Origin of the sequence: Halomonas sp. Y3, from assembly GCF_024137965.1 — a bacterium.
GTDB lineage: Bacteria > Pseudomonadota > Gammaproteobacteria > Pseudomonadales > Halomonadaceae > Halomonas > Halomonas mongoliensis.
The window spans coordinates 4,025,237-4,039,101 of the sequence record NZ_CP099975.1; the positions used below are offsets into that span (position 1 = coordinate 4,025,237).

The following is a 13,865-nucleotide window of genomic DNA, read 5'->3' on the forward strand; positions in this document are numbered from 1 at the left end:
TTCACCTGAGGTCATGGTGGTGGCCGTCGGCGGCCCGGCTGCCCCGTTCGGCGCTCTGCACCCAGACCTCCACCTCGACCTCGCCGCGCTCGGCGAACTCCAGCGTCATGGGAAAGCGCTCCCCCAGCCCCAGGGGGGCCACCAGCCCCTCGAGCATCAGATGGTAGCCGCCCTCCGGCCGCATGAGCTGGGTGATGCCCGCCGGCACCTCGATGCGCTCGAGGCGACGCCTCTCCGGCTCGCCCTCTTCGCGCCGCGTCTCGTAGAGCCCCACCGACTCGCTGGCCGGCGTCCTGGCACCGATCAGCACGGCGGGAGTCTCCCCCTCCACCCGGATATCCACATAGGCGGCGGCATGGGGCACCCCGGGCGGTGCCGGGGTGGCGAAAGGATGCACCAGGACGAGATCCTCAAGGACATATTCGTGGGCCTGGGCCAGGCCCGGAAGGGCGAGGCCGGCGGCCAGCAGCAGGGTAACGGACAGGCGCATGGCGGTTGGCTCCTTGTCGGGGTGTCTTCCGAGCATAGCAGCCGTCCCGCGGGGCCCCGTTCAACGCGCCACGGGGCTCTCCAGATCGCGATAGTGCTCGGCCCACATCAGCACCGCGCCGGACACCGCGCCGGGCAGCAGGAAGAGGTTGGCCAGGGGAATCCAGGTTACCAGGGTCACGCAGCCGCCGTAGCTGAGGCTCGGCCACCAGCGTGCCGCCAGCCGCCGTCGCATCTCGGCGAAGCTCACCTTGTTGTTGTCCATGGGGTAGTCCAGGTAGGCGATCGCCATCACCCAGGCCGAGAAGAGCGCCCAGAGCAGCGGGGCGGCGAGGTTCACGCCGGGAATCCAGCTGATCAGGAAGAGCAGCAGGGCCCTGGGCAGGATATAGGCCAGCTTGACCAGCTCGCGCCCCAGGGCGTCCACGGCGGTCCGGGCCAGGCCGCGATCATCCAGCGGCGGTCGCCCGGTGGCCACCCGCTCCACCTTGGCCGCCAGGAAGCCGTAGAAGGGAGCGGCGATCAGGTGGGTCACCAGGGTAAAGGTGAAGAAGACGATCACCACCAGGCTGACCAGGAAGAGCGGCCAGATCAGCCACTCCAGCCAGCCAAGCCATCCCGGCACCATGGCCATCCAGCCCTCCAGCCAGCCGCCGAAGTTGGCCAGCACATAGCGCAGCATGGCGGCGTAGACCAGCAGGTTGATGACGATGGGCACGAAGACATAGCGGCGCAGGCCGCGGGAGTAGGCCAGGCGGGTGCCCCGAGCCAGGGCGGTCACGGCATCGAGCATGGGGCTATCGCGCTCACTCCTTGCGGGTGATCGCCCGCTCGTCCAGGTCGTCGGGGTCGGTGTGGCGGATATCCAGCCCCTTGACCAGATAGACCACGTACTCCGCCAGGTTGTTGGCGTGGTCGCCGATACGCTCCAGGGAGCGCAGGATCCACATCAGGCTGAGGATCGGCGAGATCGAGCGGGCATCCTCCATCATGAAGGTCATCAAGGAGCGCATGGCGGTGCGGTACTCCTCGTCCACCTCCTCGTCCTCGTGGACCAGCTTCAACGCCAGCTCGGTATCGAAGCGGGCGAAGGAGGTCAGGGCATCGCGCACCATGCGCCGCACATGCTCGCTGATCATGCGCACCTCGACGAAGCCGCGGCTGCCGTTGTTGCCCTCGATCAGGTCGGCGGCGTTGCGGGCGATCTTGCTGGCCTCGTCGCCGATGCGCTCCAGGTCCGAGGCGGCGCGGATCACCGCCAGCACCAGGCGCAGGTCCGAGGCGGCGGGCTGGCGGCGGGCCAGCACCTGGGTGCACTCGCCGTCGATCTTGATCTGCATGTCGTTGACCGCCCGGTCGTTCTCCACCACCCGGCGGGCCAGGTCGGAGTCGCCGTCGAGCAGCGCCACCACCGCTTCCTGGATCTGCTTCTCCACCAGGCCACCCATGGCCATCAGGTGGGTCTTGAGCTCCTCGAGCTCCTGGTTGAACTGCCGCGAGATATGGCGGCTATGGATATCGCTGGTGATGTCCATGGGGACTCCTCTAGGGGGAACAGGCCTCGGGCCCTGGACCTGCGGTCAGCCCATGCGCCCGGTGATGTAGTTCTCGGTGCGCACGAGGCGCGGGTTGGTGAACAGGCTGTCGGTGGGGCCGTACTCCACCAGCTCGCCCTCCTGCAGGAAGGCGGTGTAGTCCGAGACTCGCGCCGCCTGCTGCATGTTGTGGGTGACCAGCACCAGGGTCAGCTGCGACTTCAGGTTGCGGATCAGCTCTTCGATCTTCAGCGTCGAGATCGGGTCCAGCGCCGAGGCCGGCTCGTCGAGCAGCAGCACCTCGGGGCGCACCGCCAGGGTGCGGGCGATCACCAGGCGCTGCTGCTGACCGCCGGAGAGCGTCCAGGCCGAGCTGCCGAGCCGCTCCTTCACCTCGTCCCAGAGCGCCGCCGACTGCAGCGCCCATTCGACGATGTCGTCCATCTGCCGCTTGCGGATGCCGCCCTGCAGCCGCAATCCGAAGGCCACGTTGTCGTAGATCGACATCGGGAAGGGGTTGGGCGCCTGAAACACCATCCCCACCCGCCGGCGCAGCTCCGCCACCTCCACCTCGGGGGCATGAATATCCTGCCCCTCGAGCAGAATCCGACCGCTCAGCCGCACCTCGTCGTTGAGGTCGTGGAGCCGATTGAGAGCCCTCAGCAGCGTCGACTTGCCGCAGCCGGAGGGGCCGATAAAGGCCGTGACCCGCTGGCGCGGCACCCGCAGCGAGAGGTCGCGCAGGGCCAGTGTCTCGCCGTAGGCAAGGCTCAGGCCCTCGACCTCCAGGCAGCTGGCGGCCGGCTCGAAGTCGATGATCGGTCCGCCGGCGGCAGGCCGCGGCGACGGGAAGACAGACATCGGGCTCACACTCCTTCGGGCGCTGCCGCTAGCGACGCGGCAGCACCCCGTGACGCGCCCTCAGATGGTGGCGCAGAAATATTGCAGTCAGGTTAAGCACCAGGATCACCAGCACCAGCAGCAGCGCCGTGGCATAGACCAGCGGCAGCGCCGCCTCCACGTCGCCGCCGTGAAAGGCCACGTCGTAGATGTGATAGCCCAGGTGCATGAACTTCTGTTCAAGATGCAGGAAGGGAAACTCACCGTCCACCGGCACCTGAGGCGCCAGCTTGGCGACCCCCACCAGCATCAGCGGCGCCACCTCGCCGGCGGCCCGGGCGATGGCCAGGATCACCCCGGTCAGCATCGCCGGGGTGGTCATCGGCAGCACCACCCGGGTCAGCATCTCCACCCGGGTGGCCCCCAGGGCCAGGGCCCCCTCCCGCTGGTGGTCCGGCACCCGGGCCAGCCCCTCCTCGGTGGCCACGATCACCACCGGCAGGGTCAGCAGCGCCAGGGTCAGGGAGGCCCACAGCAGCCCCCCGGTGCCGAAGGTGGGCGAAGGGAGCCGGTCGGCGAAGAACCACTCGTCCAGGGTGCCGCCGATGCCGTAGACGAAGACCCCGAGCCCGAAGACCCCGTAGACGATGGAGGGCACCCCGGCCAGGTTGCGCACGGCGATGCGTACCAGCCGGGTGAAGCGTCCCTGATGGGCCACCTCGTTGAGATAGATGCCGGCCAGCACGCCGAAGGGGGTCACCACCACCGACATCAGCAGCACCATCAGCACGGTGCCGAAGATCGCCGGCCAGACGCCGCCAGCCGTGTTGGCGGCCCGGGGCCCCTCGGAGAGGAAGCGCCACACGCCCTGCCCCCAGGCGGCCAGCTTCTGAGGCGTCGACATGGCATTGGGCCGCCAGGCGCGCAGCACCTGCTCCAGGGGCTGCTCCAGCTGCCGGCCGTCGACGCTCTCCAGCAGCAGGCGAGTGCCCCCCATGCGCGCCTGGAGCTCGCGGATGCGGGCGTTGGCGGCGCCGAGCTCGGCGACCAGGGCCTCGCTCGTCTCCCGCTCGAGGCGGCGCACCAGCGGCACGACCACCTGGTCACGCAGGCGCTCCCGGCGCAGCGCCTGCAGCTCGTCGAGGCGCGCCTCGAGGGCCTGCCAGGCCGCCTCCCCCTCCACCCGGCCACGCTCCTCCTCCAGCGCCAGAAGGCGCCCCTGGAAGCTGCCCCAGCGCGTGCGCTCCAGCACCACCAGATCCCGGGGGCGGCTCTCGGCGGCGATCTCCTCCAGGTCTACCCAGGTCCAGATGGCACCGTCCAGGTCGCGGTTGGCGGTCAGGTAGAGGCGCTCACGCCCGGCCCCGTCCGCGCGGCGCTCCTCGCGCACCGCCTGGCCCGCCAGCAGGCGACCATCCTCCAGGGCCACCAGGCTGAGCGGCGCCGGCCAGAAGTGCCCCAGGCCGCGCACCGCCAGCAGCAGCACGAGGCCACTGAACATCAGCAGCGACAGGGCCACGCTGCCGGCGGCCAGCCAGGGCCAGGGCCCCTCGCCCCGGGGCAGGCGCGCCCATCCGGCGCGCATCATGAGGCCGCCCCCAGGCGGCGATAGCGCCGCCGCAGCCGCGACCGCACCAGCTCCGCCAGGGTATTGACCAGGAAGGTAAAGGCGAACAGTGCCAGGGCGGCCAGGAAGAGCAGCCGGTAGTGGACACCGCCCGGCACCGCCTCGGGCAGCTCGATGGCGATGGTGGCCGACATGGAGCGCATCCCCTCCAGGGGGCTCAGGGTCATCAGCGCGGTGTTGCCGCTGGCCATCAGCACGATCATGGTCTCACCCACGGCGCGGCCGGCGCCGATCATCACCGCGCTGAAGACCCCGGGCGCCGCCGCCGGCAGCACCACCCTCCAGAGGCTCTGCCAGCGGGTGGCGCCCAGTGCCTGGGCGCCCTCACCGAGGCTCGCCGGCACGCCGGTGAGGGCGTCCTCGGCCAGGGCGTAGATGCCGGGAATCACCGCAAAGCCCATGGCCAGGCCGACGATCAGCGCATTGCGGGCGGCATAGTCGAGCCCGAAGCGCGCATCCAGCCAGTGGCGCAGGTCACCGCCGAACAGCAGCGCCTCGAGGGCGGGGGAGAGCCACAGCGACAGCGCGGCCAGCAGCGCCAGCCAGGGCATCAGCCAGAGCCCGGCCCAGCCCGGCGCCAGGCGGCGCCGCAGGCCCGGAGGCAGCCAGGTCCAGGCCAGGCCGGCCAGCAGCATGCCGGCGGGCAGCAGCAGCGCCAAGGCCAGGGCGCCGGCCAGGTGGCGCTCCACCCAGGGGGCCAGCACCAGGCCGGCCACGAAGCCCACCACCACCCCGGGCATCGCCTCCATCATCTCCAGGGTCGGCTTGAGGCGGCTGCGCAGCCGCGGCGGCATGTAGAGCGCCGAGTGGATGGCGGCGCCCAGGGCCAGAGGAATGGCAAACAGCAGCGCCCAGAAGGCCGCCTTCAGGGTGCCCCAGGCCAGGGGCAGCATGCCGTAGGCGGGGGCTTCGCCGGGCAGGGTGCCGGGCTGCCAGCGCCCCTGCCACAGCTCCCGCCAGCCGACCGAGGCCTCGGCGCCCAGAAAGAGCGGCGCGACCTCCAGGGCCAGGAAGACCCCGATGGCAAGCACCGCCACGACCACGCCAACGCCCCCCGCGGTGATCAGCAGGGTCGCCAGGCGATCGCGCAGGCGCCGGTACCACTGGCGGCGGGGTTCGGGCCTGGGCGGCAGGGGTTCGATCATGGCCGCTCCCGATGGCTCATCGACATGGCTCTTGAAAGGGGGCAGAAGCCCAGATTACGACATCCCGGTGACAGTTGGGTGACAGCATTACGCCTCGGGTCCGCGCGCCAGCAGGTCCAGCTGCCGCTGCCGGAGGGCTTCCGGCAGCGACACAAAGCCCAGCTCCTCCACGATCGACTGTCCCTCGGGCGAGAGCACCAGCTCGAGGAAGGCCCGCTCCGGCCCGGGCAGGGGCTCCCCCGGTCGTCGGTTGACGTAGAGATAGAGGCTCCGCGCCAGGGGGTAGTCGCCGCTGACCACGGTGGTGGGGCCAGGCGGATGGAGCTCGCCGCTCTCCCCGTCGCGTCGAGGTATCACCCGCACCGAGGGAGTCAGGTGGTTGAGGCCGGCAAAGCCGATCGCCGCCGGCTCCGCCGCCACGGCGGCCACCACGGCGGCGGAGCCGGGGTGCTCGTTGACGTTCAGCCGAAAGCGGCCGCCGCAGAGCCCGTGCAGACGCACCAGGTCGTGGGTCCCGGAGGCCACGTTGCGCCCGTGCAGCACGATGCGTCCGGTGGGCGACGCCAGGCCGAGCTGGGACCAGTCGCTGATGGCCCGCTCGGCTCCACAGCGGCGGTTCTGAGAGAAGATGGCATCCAGCTCGGCCAGGGTCAGGCTCTCCAGAGGGTTATGGCGATGCACGATGACCGCCAGGGCGTCCCGGGCCACCTCGAGCTCCAGGGGCGGATAGCCGTGGCGGGCCGTGAACGCCGCCCGCTCGCTCTCGCTCATGGCCCGGGACATGGGCCCCAGCCGGGTGGTACCGGCGATCAGCGCCGTGGGGGCGCTGGCCGACCCGCTGGCCTGCAGCTGCAGCCGCACGGCGGGATAGCGCTCGGTGAGCGCCTCCCCCCAGCGCAGCATCAGCCCCGCCAGGGTATCGGACCCCACCGCCCCCAGGGTACCCACCACCTCGTCGCTGGCGGCCTGGAGGTTTGCCGGCAGGAGCAGCGCCATCACCAGTGCGGCGCCAAACCGCACCAGTCGCCGGCCCAGTGCACCGGGCGGCCGACGCCCGGGCGGACTGTCGCAGCCCGCGGCGCGGCGCTGGTGAGCAGCGGCGACTGCATATACCATGGCCTCCGATTCAGACATCCGTTTGCCTCTTGTCGCATACGGCCACAATAACAAGCCAGGATGATGACAACTTCATGACAGACCTCGATGATATTCCCGCCCCCCAGGGGGAGCTGACCCTCAAGCTGCTGGCCAGCCGGCAGGATACCAACCTTCACGGCGATATCGCCGGCGGCTGGCTGGTCGCCCATATGGACCAGGCCGCCGAGCTCGCCGCCGGTCGCGAGGCCCGGGGCCGCACCGCCACCGTGGCCATCGAGTCCATGGACTTCCTCTGCCCGGTTCGGGTGGGCGCCATGGTCAATATCTACACCGCCGTGCGCGAGATCGGCCACAGCTCGATCCGCATCGACGTCGAGGTGTGGATTCGCCAGCCCCAGGAGCGCGACCCCAGGGAGCTGCACAAGGTCACCGAGGCCAGCTTCGTGATGGTGGCCCTGGACGACAAGGGCCGCATCCGCGCCGTTCACCAGTAGGCCCGACTCTCTCCCGGGGCACCGCCCAGAACGCATCGGGGGCGCCAGCCGGCGCCCCCGATGCGTCGCGTCAGGCGCCTGGATCAGGCACCGACGGCGTCGCGACTCTTGAGGTAGGCGTACTCGCCGATATCGCTGAAGGGCCGCACCAGCTTCTGGAAGGCCAGGTAGGACTCGTACACCCTGGCGGATTCCGGGTCGCCGTCCACCTGGGCCTGGACCACCTCCATGGAGGCCTCATAGAGGGCCTGCATGACGTCCTCCGGGAAGGTGCGCAGTTGGACACCGTGCTCCTCGACCAGGGTCTCCAGGGCCTGGGCGTTGCGGTAGGCAAACTCGCTGATCATGGAGAGGTTGGAGGCCTTGGCCGCCTCGCGCACCACCGCCTTGAGGTCGTCGGGCAGGGCGTTCCAGGCATCCAGGTTGACGGTGCCCTCGAGCACCGCGCTGGGCTCGTTCCACACCGAGGTGTAGTAGTAGTCGGTCACCTGGTGCAGGCCAAGAGCCATGTCGTTGTAGGGGCCCACCCAGTCGGCGGCGTCCAGCACCCCGGTCTGCAGGGAGGTGAAGATTTCAGAGGCCGGCATGTTCACCGTGGTGACGCCGATGCGATTCATCGCCTCGCCGGCCAGGCCCGGCAGGCGCAGGCGGATGCCCTGCATATCGGAGAGGGAGTTGATCTCCTTCTTGAACCAGCCCGCCATCTGGGTGCCGGTGTTGCCCACGGCGAAGGGCTTGAGGTTGTGCTTGGCGTAGATCTCGTCCCACAGCTCCTGGCCGCCACCGTGGTAGAGCCAGGCGTTGGTCTCGGTGGTGTTCATGCCGAAGGGGACCGCGGTAAAGAACTGGGAGGCCGCCACCTTGCCGCGCCAGTAGTAGGCGGCGGAGTGGCCCATCTCGGCGGTGCCGGCGGCCACGGCGTCGAAGACCTCCATGGCCGGTACCAGCTCGCCGGCACCGTGAACGCGGATGCGCATGCGCCCGCCGGAGAGCGCCTCGACGCGCTGGGCAAACTCGTTGGCGCCGGTGCCCAGCGCCGGGAAGTTGCGCGGCCAGGAGGTGACCATGTCCCAGGTGATGGTCTCCTGGGCCTTGGCGGTGGAGACGAAGGGGGCGGCGGCGACGCCGGCGGCGCCGGCACCCAGGGTCTTCAGAAAGTTGCGGCGTTGCATGCGGCATGACTCCGAAAGCTTGTTATAGGACCACGGCGCTAGGTTCGGCCGTGGCAGTGTCCATCCGAAAGTATGCGTCAAGGGCAATTTGGCCGGCAAGCCGCGACATTGACGGGTACGTCAAAGGGAGTTGGCACCGCCGCCCTACGCTACAGCGGGGCTACAGCGGGGTCAGCTTGGCGAAGCCCAGCACCAGCCACTTGTCGCCCTCGCCCTCGAAGCTGACCTGCACCCGGGCCCGGGGCCCCTCCCCCTCGGCGTTGAGGATCACCCCCTCGCCGAACACCGGGTGGCGCACCCGCTGGCCCAGGGAGAGCGACGGCAGATCGTCGCCGCCGCTCACCTCGGTCTGGCGCAGGCCCCCGGGGCGCGAGGCGGTCACCGGCCGGCTGACCTGGCCGCGCAGGCGCACCTCCTCGAGGTACTCCTCGGGGATCTCGCGCAGGAAGCGCGAGGCGCGCTGGAAGGTCTCCTTGCCGTGAAGCCGGCGGATCTCGGCGTGGGTCAGGTAGAGCTTGTGCATGGCGCGGGTCAGGCCCACGTAGCAGAGCCGGCGCTCCTCCTCCAGGCGCCCCGGCTCCTCCGCCGACATGCGGTGGGGGAAGAGCCCCTCCTCCACCCCGGCGATGAAGACCACCGGAAACTCCAGCCCCTTGGCGGAGTGCAGGGTCATCAGCTGCACGCTGTCCTCGAACTCGTCCGCCTCGTGGTCGCCGGCGTTGAGCGCCGCCTCGGAGAGGAAGGCCTCCAGCGCCGCGCCCCCTTCGCCGGCCTCCGGCGGGTCGAAGGACTCCCCCTGGGTGAAGGCCCGGGCGGCCGTGACCAGCTCCTCCAGGTTCTCGACCCGGGCCTGGCCCTTCTCGCCCTTCTCGCTGCGGTGGTGCTCCACCAGACCCGAGCGCTCGATCACGTGGTCGATGATTTCATGGAGGGCGAGGCCCGCGGTGTCGTGGTCGAGCCGTTCGATCAGCTCGGCGAAGGCCTGGACGGCGTTGCCGGCGCGCCCCTTGAGGGAGCCGTCGCTCACGCCGTCATGCAGCGCCTGCCACAGCGAGACGCCGCGCTCCCGGGCGCCGGTACGCAGCAGCTCCACGGTGCGGGTACCGATGCCCCGGGCCGGCACGTTGATCACCCGCTCCAGGGAGGCATCGTCGTCGCGGTTGAGCAGCAGGCGCAGGTAGGCCAGGGCGTTCTTGATCTCCAGGCGCTCGTAGAAGCGGTGCCCGCCGTAGATGCGGTAGGGCACCCCCTGGCGAATCAGGGTCTCCTCGATCACCCGGGACTGGGCGTTGGAGCGGTAGAGGATGGCGATATCTCGACGCCGCACGCCCTCCTCGACCCGCTCGCGCAGGGTGTCGACGATAAAGCGCGCCTCGTCCAGGTCGTTGAAGCCCGCGTAGACGGAGATGGGCTCGCCCCGGGCGCCGTCGGTCCAGAGCTCCTTGCCCATGCGCTCGGTATTGTGGCTGATCAGGGCGTTGGCGGCTTCGAGGATGGCGCTGGTGGAGCGGTAGTTCTGCTCCAGCCGCACCGTCTTCGTCTGCGGGAACTCCCGCTCGAAGCGGCGGATGTTCTCCACCCGGGCGCCGCGCCAGCCGTAGATCGACTGGTCGTCGTCGCCCACCACCGTCATCGGCGTGCGCATGCCGGAGAGCAGCTTGAGCCAGGCGTACTGCAGGGTGTTGGTGTCCTGGAACTCATCCACCAGCAGGTGGGCGAAGCGCTCCTGATAGTGGGCCAGCAGGGCGGGGGTGTCGCGCAAAAGCTCCAGGCTCCTGAGCAGCAGCTCGCCGAAGTCCACCAGGCCGCCGCGCTCGCAGGTGAGCTGGTAGCGCTCGTAGAGCTCCACCATCTGCCCCAGGTAGGCGTCGCCGTGGACGTCGACCTGGTGGGGGCGCAGCCCCTCCTCCTTGCAGCCGGAGATGAAGGAGTGCACCTGGCGCGGCGGGAAGCGCTCGTCGTCGACATTATGCTCCTTGATCAGCCGCTTGATCAGGCGCAGCTGGTCATCGGCGTCGATGATCTGGAAGTGCTGAGGCAGCCGCGCCTCCTGCCAGTGGGTGCGCAGCAGGCGGTGGGCGATGGAGTGGAAGGTGCCCACCCAGACGTGGCGCAGGGAGAGGCCCAGCAGCGCCTCCAGGCGGGTGCGCATCTCCCGGGCCGCCTTGTTGGTGAAGGTCACGGCGAGCACGGCATAGGGGGAGAGCCCCTCGGCCTGCATCAGCCAGGCGATGCGGTGGACCAGCACCCGGGTCTTGCCGGAGCCGGCCCCGGCCAGCACCAGCATATTGCCTTGGGGGGCGCTGACCGCCTCGCGCTGGGCGGTGTTCAGGTGGTCGAGAATCGCCGTGACGTCGTCCATGGAGAGGGCATCGCTGCTCGGAAAATGGGCGCACAGCTTAGCATATCGCCCGCCACTCCTCCTCGGCCTGCCTCGCCGCGCTAGGCCTCTTCCTCGGGGTAGCGCAGGGGGATCAGGCTCTTCTTCACCGACTTGAGCTGCTCGGCAAGCTTGGGACCGCGGGTCTTGGCCACGCCCACCGCCAGCACGTCGACCAGCACCAGATGGGCGATGCGCGAGCTCATGGGGGTGTAGATCTCGGTGTCCTCGTGGACATCGATATAGAGCGGCAGGGTGACCTCCTCGGCCAGGGGCGAGCCGCTGGGGCAGAGCCCGATCACGGTGGCCCCGGCCTCCTTGGCCAGGCGCACGCTGGCCACCAGGGCCCGGGTGCGGCCGGTCTGGGAGATCGCCACCACCACGTCGCCCTCCTTGAGGGTCACCGCCGACATGTTCTGCATATGGGGGTCGGCGTAGGCGGCGGTGGAGATCTGCAGGCGGAAGAACTTGTGCTGGGCGTCGAAGGCCACCGCACCGGAGGCACCGAAGCCGTAGAACTCCACCCGGTTGGCCATGGCCAGGGCGTTGATCGCCTGGCTCAGCGCCTCGTTATCGAGGCGGTCGCGCACCGAGAGCAGGGTGCCCACGGTGGAGTCGAAGATGCTCTGGGAGAATTCCGCCACCGAGTCGCTGTCGTTCATGGAGAACTGGGCGAACTGGCTGCCGGTCGCCAGCATCTGCGCCAGCTTGAGCTTGAAGTCCTGGAAGCCGTTGCAGCCCAGGGCGCGGCAGAAGCGCACCACCGTGGGTTCGCTGACCTTGGCCTCGGTGGCCAGGTCGACGATGCGCATGTGGATCACTTCCTCGGGGTTGCGCAGCACGAAACGCGCCACCTTCTGCTCGGAGCGGCGGAAGTGCTCCATGCGGCGTCTCATCTCATCGAACAGGGCGCTGCTCACGGGAACTCCTTGGCTTGGGTATCACCGTCGGGCGAGGAACGGTGCGTTGAAAGGATACTGCCTACAGTATGCCCCAAGCGGGCCTCTGTTGTGCAACGCAAGATGTGCGGCAGGGCAGGCGACGCCAAGCGTTGGAATAGCGTTTTTGCTCTGCAGCATGAGCCGTCATCATTCTGAAAGCTGCGTTATAGTAGGAATGTGATGGCTGGAATGACAGTGTCGCAACGTGACACAGGAGAGTCGATCATGCGAAATGTCGAACGGTTAACCTCCCTGAAGAGCGAGCTCCTCGATATCTTCATGAGCATGGAAGTCGTCGAGCACGAGCAGCGCTCCCGCACCGCCGCCCAGCGCAGCCTGAGGGCGCGCCGAGGCATCGAGCTCCACGAGGAGTTCAAGCAGCTCTCCCGGGATATCGCCGAGCTGCCCGAGGACGAGCTCGACGAGATGCACTGAAGCGCCCTCGAGGCAGGACGCTTCCCGGCCCGAACGACGCGAGCCCCGCCGGGGCGGGGCTCGCAGGGGGTATCGTGCTTCCCGCCTAGCGGCCTAGAGCAGGCCGGTGACGAACACCACGATCACCCCGATGGGCGCCACATAGCGCGCCACGACGTGCCACAGCTGCTCCTTGCCGCCGGTCAGGTTGAGTTCGCTGGCCACGCTCTGGCGCTCCAGGCACCAGGCCACGAAGAGGATCGCCCCGAGGCCGGTCAGCGGCAGCAGCACCTTGCTGGTGAAGGTATCCAGCAGGTCGAAGATGTTCAGGCCGAAGATCAGCACGCTATCCCAGACGTTGAAGGACATCAGCGCCGCGATACCCAGCGCCCAGACCGCCACGCCGCTGATCAGGGTCGCCGCGACCCGGGTCAGAGGGGTGCGCTCCTCCACCAGCTCCACCACCGGCTCGAGCAGCGAGATCGCCGAGGTGAGCGCCGCGAAGGTGAGCAGCAGGAAGAACATCAGACCCAGGATGGCACCGCCGGTCATGTTGCCGAAGGCCACCGGCAGGTTGACGAAGATCAGCCCGGGCCCATCGGCGGGGCTCATGCCGTTGGCGAAGACGATGGGGAAGATCGCCATGCCCGCCAGCAGGGCGATCACGGTATCGAGGATGATCACGGTCCGGGCGGTGCCGACCAGGTTGACGTCCTCGCCCAGGTAGGAGCCGTAGGCCATCATGATGCCCATGCCGAGGGAGAGGGTGAAGAAGGCCTGCCCCATGGCGGCCAGCACCACGCCGCCGGTCACCGCGCTCCAGTCGGGACGGAACATGAAGGCCAGCGCCTCGCCGAAGTGCCCGGTGGTCATGCCGTAGCCGACCAGCACGATCAGCAGCAGCACCAGCCCCGGCATCAGGGTCCGCACGGCGCCCTCGAGCCCCTTGGTGACGCCGCGGGCGACGATGAAGATCACCAGCGCCATGAAGGCGGTGTGCCACAGGGTCAGGATGCCCGGGCTGCCCAGCAGGCCACCGAAGAGGGCGCCGATGCCGTCGGCATCCTGGCCGGTGAAGCGGCCGGTGACGGAACCCAGGGTGTAGGAGAGCGACCAGCCCCCGATCACGCTGTAGAAGGAGAGGATCAGGAAGGCAGCCAGCACGCCGCTGGCGCCAACCAGCGCCCAGGCCGGCAGGCGGCCGTTCTGGCGGGCCAGATCCGCCATGGCGTTGATGGGGTTCTCCTGGCCGCGCCGACCGATCAGCCATTCGGCCACCAGGATCGGCAGGCCCACCAGGGCCACGCAGGCCAGGTAGATGAGCACGAAGGCCGCGCCCCCGCTGTCGCCCACCATGTAGGAAAAACGCCAGATATTGCCCAGTCCCACCGCGGAGCCCGCGGCGGCGAGCACGAAGGTCATCTTCGATGACCACTGCGCATGCACGAGTTTAGACATGATTCACCCTGAGTGTACGTGTCGCCATCGGCCGGTCTGGCGCGATGACGGCTTGTGCTTGTCATTGCCACGTCCAGGACGCCATGGATCGCACGGCGTCTTCCAGAGCATGACAGGATCCAGGCAGGATCACTGCCGTGCCGCCCGTCTCCGTCCGGCGAGTTGTTGCACCGAAAGGAGAAGGGACCGTGCGGCGGATACTGGCAGGAATCACGTCTTTACGCGGGAGATCCGGTCAATATCCATGGGGTATGCCGCACAGGGGAATAAAA

Annotated in this window: 13 protein-coding genes; 2 read left to right on the forward strand and 11 right to left on the reverse strand. The window is 69.1% G+C overall.

Translation table 11 applies throughout. The annotated features are described in order from the left end of the window. Position 1: 1 nt before the first annotated feature. From NHL60_RS19080 to NHL60_RS19110, 7 genes are all read right to left on the reverse strand, one after another. Positions 2-490, reverse strand: coding sequence for a copper chaperone PCu(A)C (locus NHL60_RS19080; protein WP_253447140.1), 489 nt, complete (start codon positions 488-490; stop codon positions 2-4). Between the two features lie 60 nt (positions 491-550). After that, positions 551-1,282 carry a sulfate transporter CysZ gene (gene cysZ / locus NHL60_RS19085; RefSeq protein ID WP_253447142.1) on the reverse strand — a complete coding sequence of 244 codons (732 nt, stop codon included), beginning with the start codon at positions 1,280-1,282 and terminating at the stop codon, positions 551-553. 13 nt (positions 1,283-1,295) lie between these two features. Further along, positions 1,296-2,024 (reverse strand): phosphate signaling complex protein PhoU, encoded by a 729-nt coding sequence (gene phoU / locus NHL60_RS19090; protein WP_253447144.1) that lies wholly within the window; start codon positions 2,022-2,024, stop codon positions 1,296-1,298. Between the two features lie 45 nt (positions 2,025-2,069). Further along, positions 2,070-2,885 carry a phosphate ABC transporter ATP-binding protein PstB gene (pstB, locus tag NHL60_RS19095; RefSeq protein WP_253447146.1) on the reverse strand — a complete coding sequence of 272 codons (816 nt, stop codon included), beginning with the start codon at positions 2,883-2,885 and terminating at the stop codon, positions 2,070-2,072. A gap of 28 nt (positions 2,886-2,913) precedes the next feature. Next, positions 2,914-4,449, reverse strand: a complete 1,536-nt coding sequence (gene pstA, locus NHL60_RS19100) for a phosphate ABC transporter permease PstA (RefSeq protein ID WP_253452304.1) — start codon at positions 4,447-4,449, stop codon at positions 2,914-2,916. Then, positions 4,449-5,636: an ABC transporter permease subunit gene (locus NHL60_RS19105; protein WP_253447148.1), complete on the reverse strand. Its 1,188-nt coding sequence runs from the start codon at positions 5,634-5,636 to the stop codon at positions 4,449-4,451. The genes pstA and NHL60_RS19105 overlap by 1 nt, the downstream gene beginning before the upstream one ends. An 87-nt stretch (positions 5,637-5,723) precedes the next feature. Continuing rightward, positions 5,724-6,632 carry a PstS family phosphate ABC transporter substrate-binding protein gene (locus NHL60_RS19110; protein ID WP_253452307.1) on the reverse strand — a complete coding sequence of 303 codons (909 nt, stop codon included), beginning with the start codon at positions 6,630-6,632 and terminating at the stop codon, positions 5,724-5,726. 194 nt (positions 6,633-6,826) lie between these two features. Between NHL60_RS19110 and NHL60_RS19115 the strand changes: the two genes are divergently transcribed. Next, a complete protein-coding gene (locus tag NHL60_RS19115) occupies positions 6,827-7,228 on the forward strand; it encodes an acyl-CoA thioesterase (protein WP_253447150.1) in 402 nt (133 codons plus the stop codon). Positions 7,229-7,311: 83 nt separating this feature from the next. On the opposite strand, the gene NHL60_RS19120 is transcribed toward NHL60_RS19115, so the two are convergent. The 3 genes from NHL60_RS19120 to hexR form a co-directional block, all read right to left on the reverse strand. Next, a complete protein-coding gene (locus NHL60_RS19120) occupies positions 7,312-8,400 on the reverse strand; it encodes a TRAP transporter substrate-binding protein (RefSeq protein ID WP_253447152.1) in 1,089 nt (362 codons plus the stop codon). Between the two features lie 160 nt (positions 8,401-8,560). Then, on the reverse strand, positions 8,561-10,762 hold the full coding sequence (gene uvrD, locus NHL60_RS19125; protein WP_253447154.1) for a DNA helicase II: 2,202 nt from the start codon (positions 10,760-10,762) through the stop codon (positions 8,561-8,563). Positions 10,763-10,842: 80 nt separating this feature from the next. Further along, positions 10,843-11,700, reverse strand: coding sequence for a transcriptional regulator HexR (hexR, locus tag NHL60_RS19130; RefSeq protein WP_253447155.1), 858 nt, complete (start codon positions 11,698-11,700; stop codon positions 10,843-10,845). 246 nt (positions 11,701-11,946) lie between these two features. Between hexR and NHL60_RS19135 the strand changes: the two genes are divergently transcribed. Next, positions 11,947-12,156, forward strand: a complete 210-nt coding sequence (locus NHL60_RS19135) for a PA3496 family putative envelope integrity protein (protein WP_253447157.1) — start codon at positions 11,947-11,949, stop codon at positions 12,154-12,156. A 93-nt stretch (positions 12,157-12,249) separates the two neighbouring features. Here NHL60_RS19135 and NHL60_RS19140 read toward each other — a convergent pair whose 3' ends face one another. Then, positions 12,250-13,593, reverse strand: a complete 1,344-nt coding sequence (locus NHL60_RS19140; RefSeq protein ID WP_253447160.1) for a sodium-dependent transporter — start codon at positions 13,591-13,593, stop codon at positions 12,250-12,252. Positions 13,594-13,865 lie beyond the last annotated feature (272 nt).

Excerpts from the sequence above, each read along its gene's own strand:
- NHL60_RS19105 (WP_253447148.1), bottom strand. The coding sequence starts at position 5,636 with ATGATCGAACCCCTGCCGCCCAGGCCCGAACCCCGCCGCCAGTGGTAC.
- NHL60_RS19120 (WP_253447152.1), bottom strand. The coding sequence starts at position 8,400 with ATGCAACGCCGCAACTTTCTGAAGACCCTGGGTGCCGGCGCCGCCGGC.
- uvrD (WP_253447154.1), bottom strand. The coding sequence starts at position 10,762 with ATGGACGACGTCACGGCGATTCTCGACCACCTGAACACCGCCCAGCGC.
- NHL60_RS19080 (WP_253447140.1), bottom strand. The coding sequence starts at position 490 with ATGCGCCTGTCCGTTACCCTGCTGCTGGCCGCCGGCCTCGCCCTTCCG.
- phoU (WP_253447144.1), bottom strand. The coding sequence starts at position 2,024 with ATGGACATCACCAGCGATATCCATAGCCGCCATATCTCGCGGCAGTTC.
- NHL60_RS19115 (WP_253447150.1), top strand. The coding sequence starts at position 6,827 with ATGACAGACCTCGATGATATTCCCGCCCCCCAGGGGGAGCTGACCCTC.
- cysZ (WP_253447142.1), bottom strand. The coding sequence starts at position 1,282 with ATGCTCGATGCCGTGACCGCCCTGGCTCGGGGCACCCGCCTGGCCTAC.
- NHL60_RS19135 (WP_253447157.1), top strand. The coding sequence starts at position 11,947 with ATGCGAAATGTCGAACGGTTAACCTCCCTGAAGAGCGAGCTCCTCGAT.
- NHL60_RS19140 (WP_253447160.1), bottom strand. The coding sequence starts at position 13,593 with ATGTCTAAACTCGTGCATGCGCAGTGGTCATCGAAGATGACCTTCGTG.
- NHL60_RS19110 (WP_253452307.1), bottom strand. The coding sequence starts at position 6,632 with ATGGCGCTGCTCCTGCCGGCAAACCTCCAGGCCGCCAGCGACGAGGTG.
- pstA (WP_253452304.1), bottom strand. The coding sequence starts at position 4,449 with ATGCGCGCCGGATGGGCGCGCCTGCCCCGGGGCGAGGGGCCCTGGCCC.
- pstB (WP_253447146.1), bottom strand. The coding sequence starts at position 2,885 with ATGTCTGTCTTCCCGTCGCCGCGGCCTGCCGCCGGCGGACCGATCATC.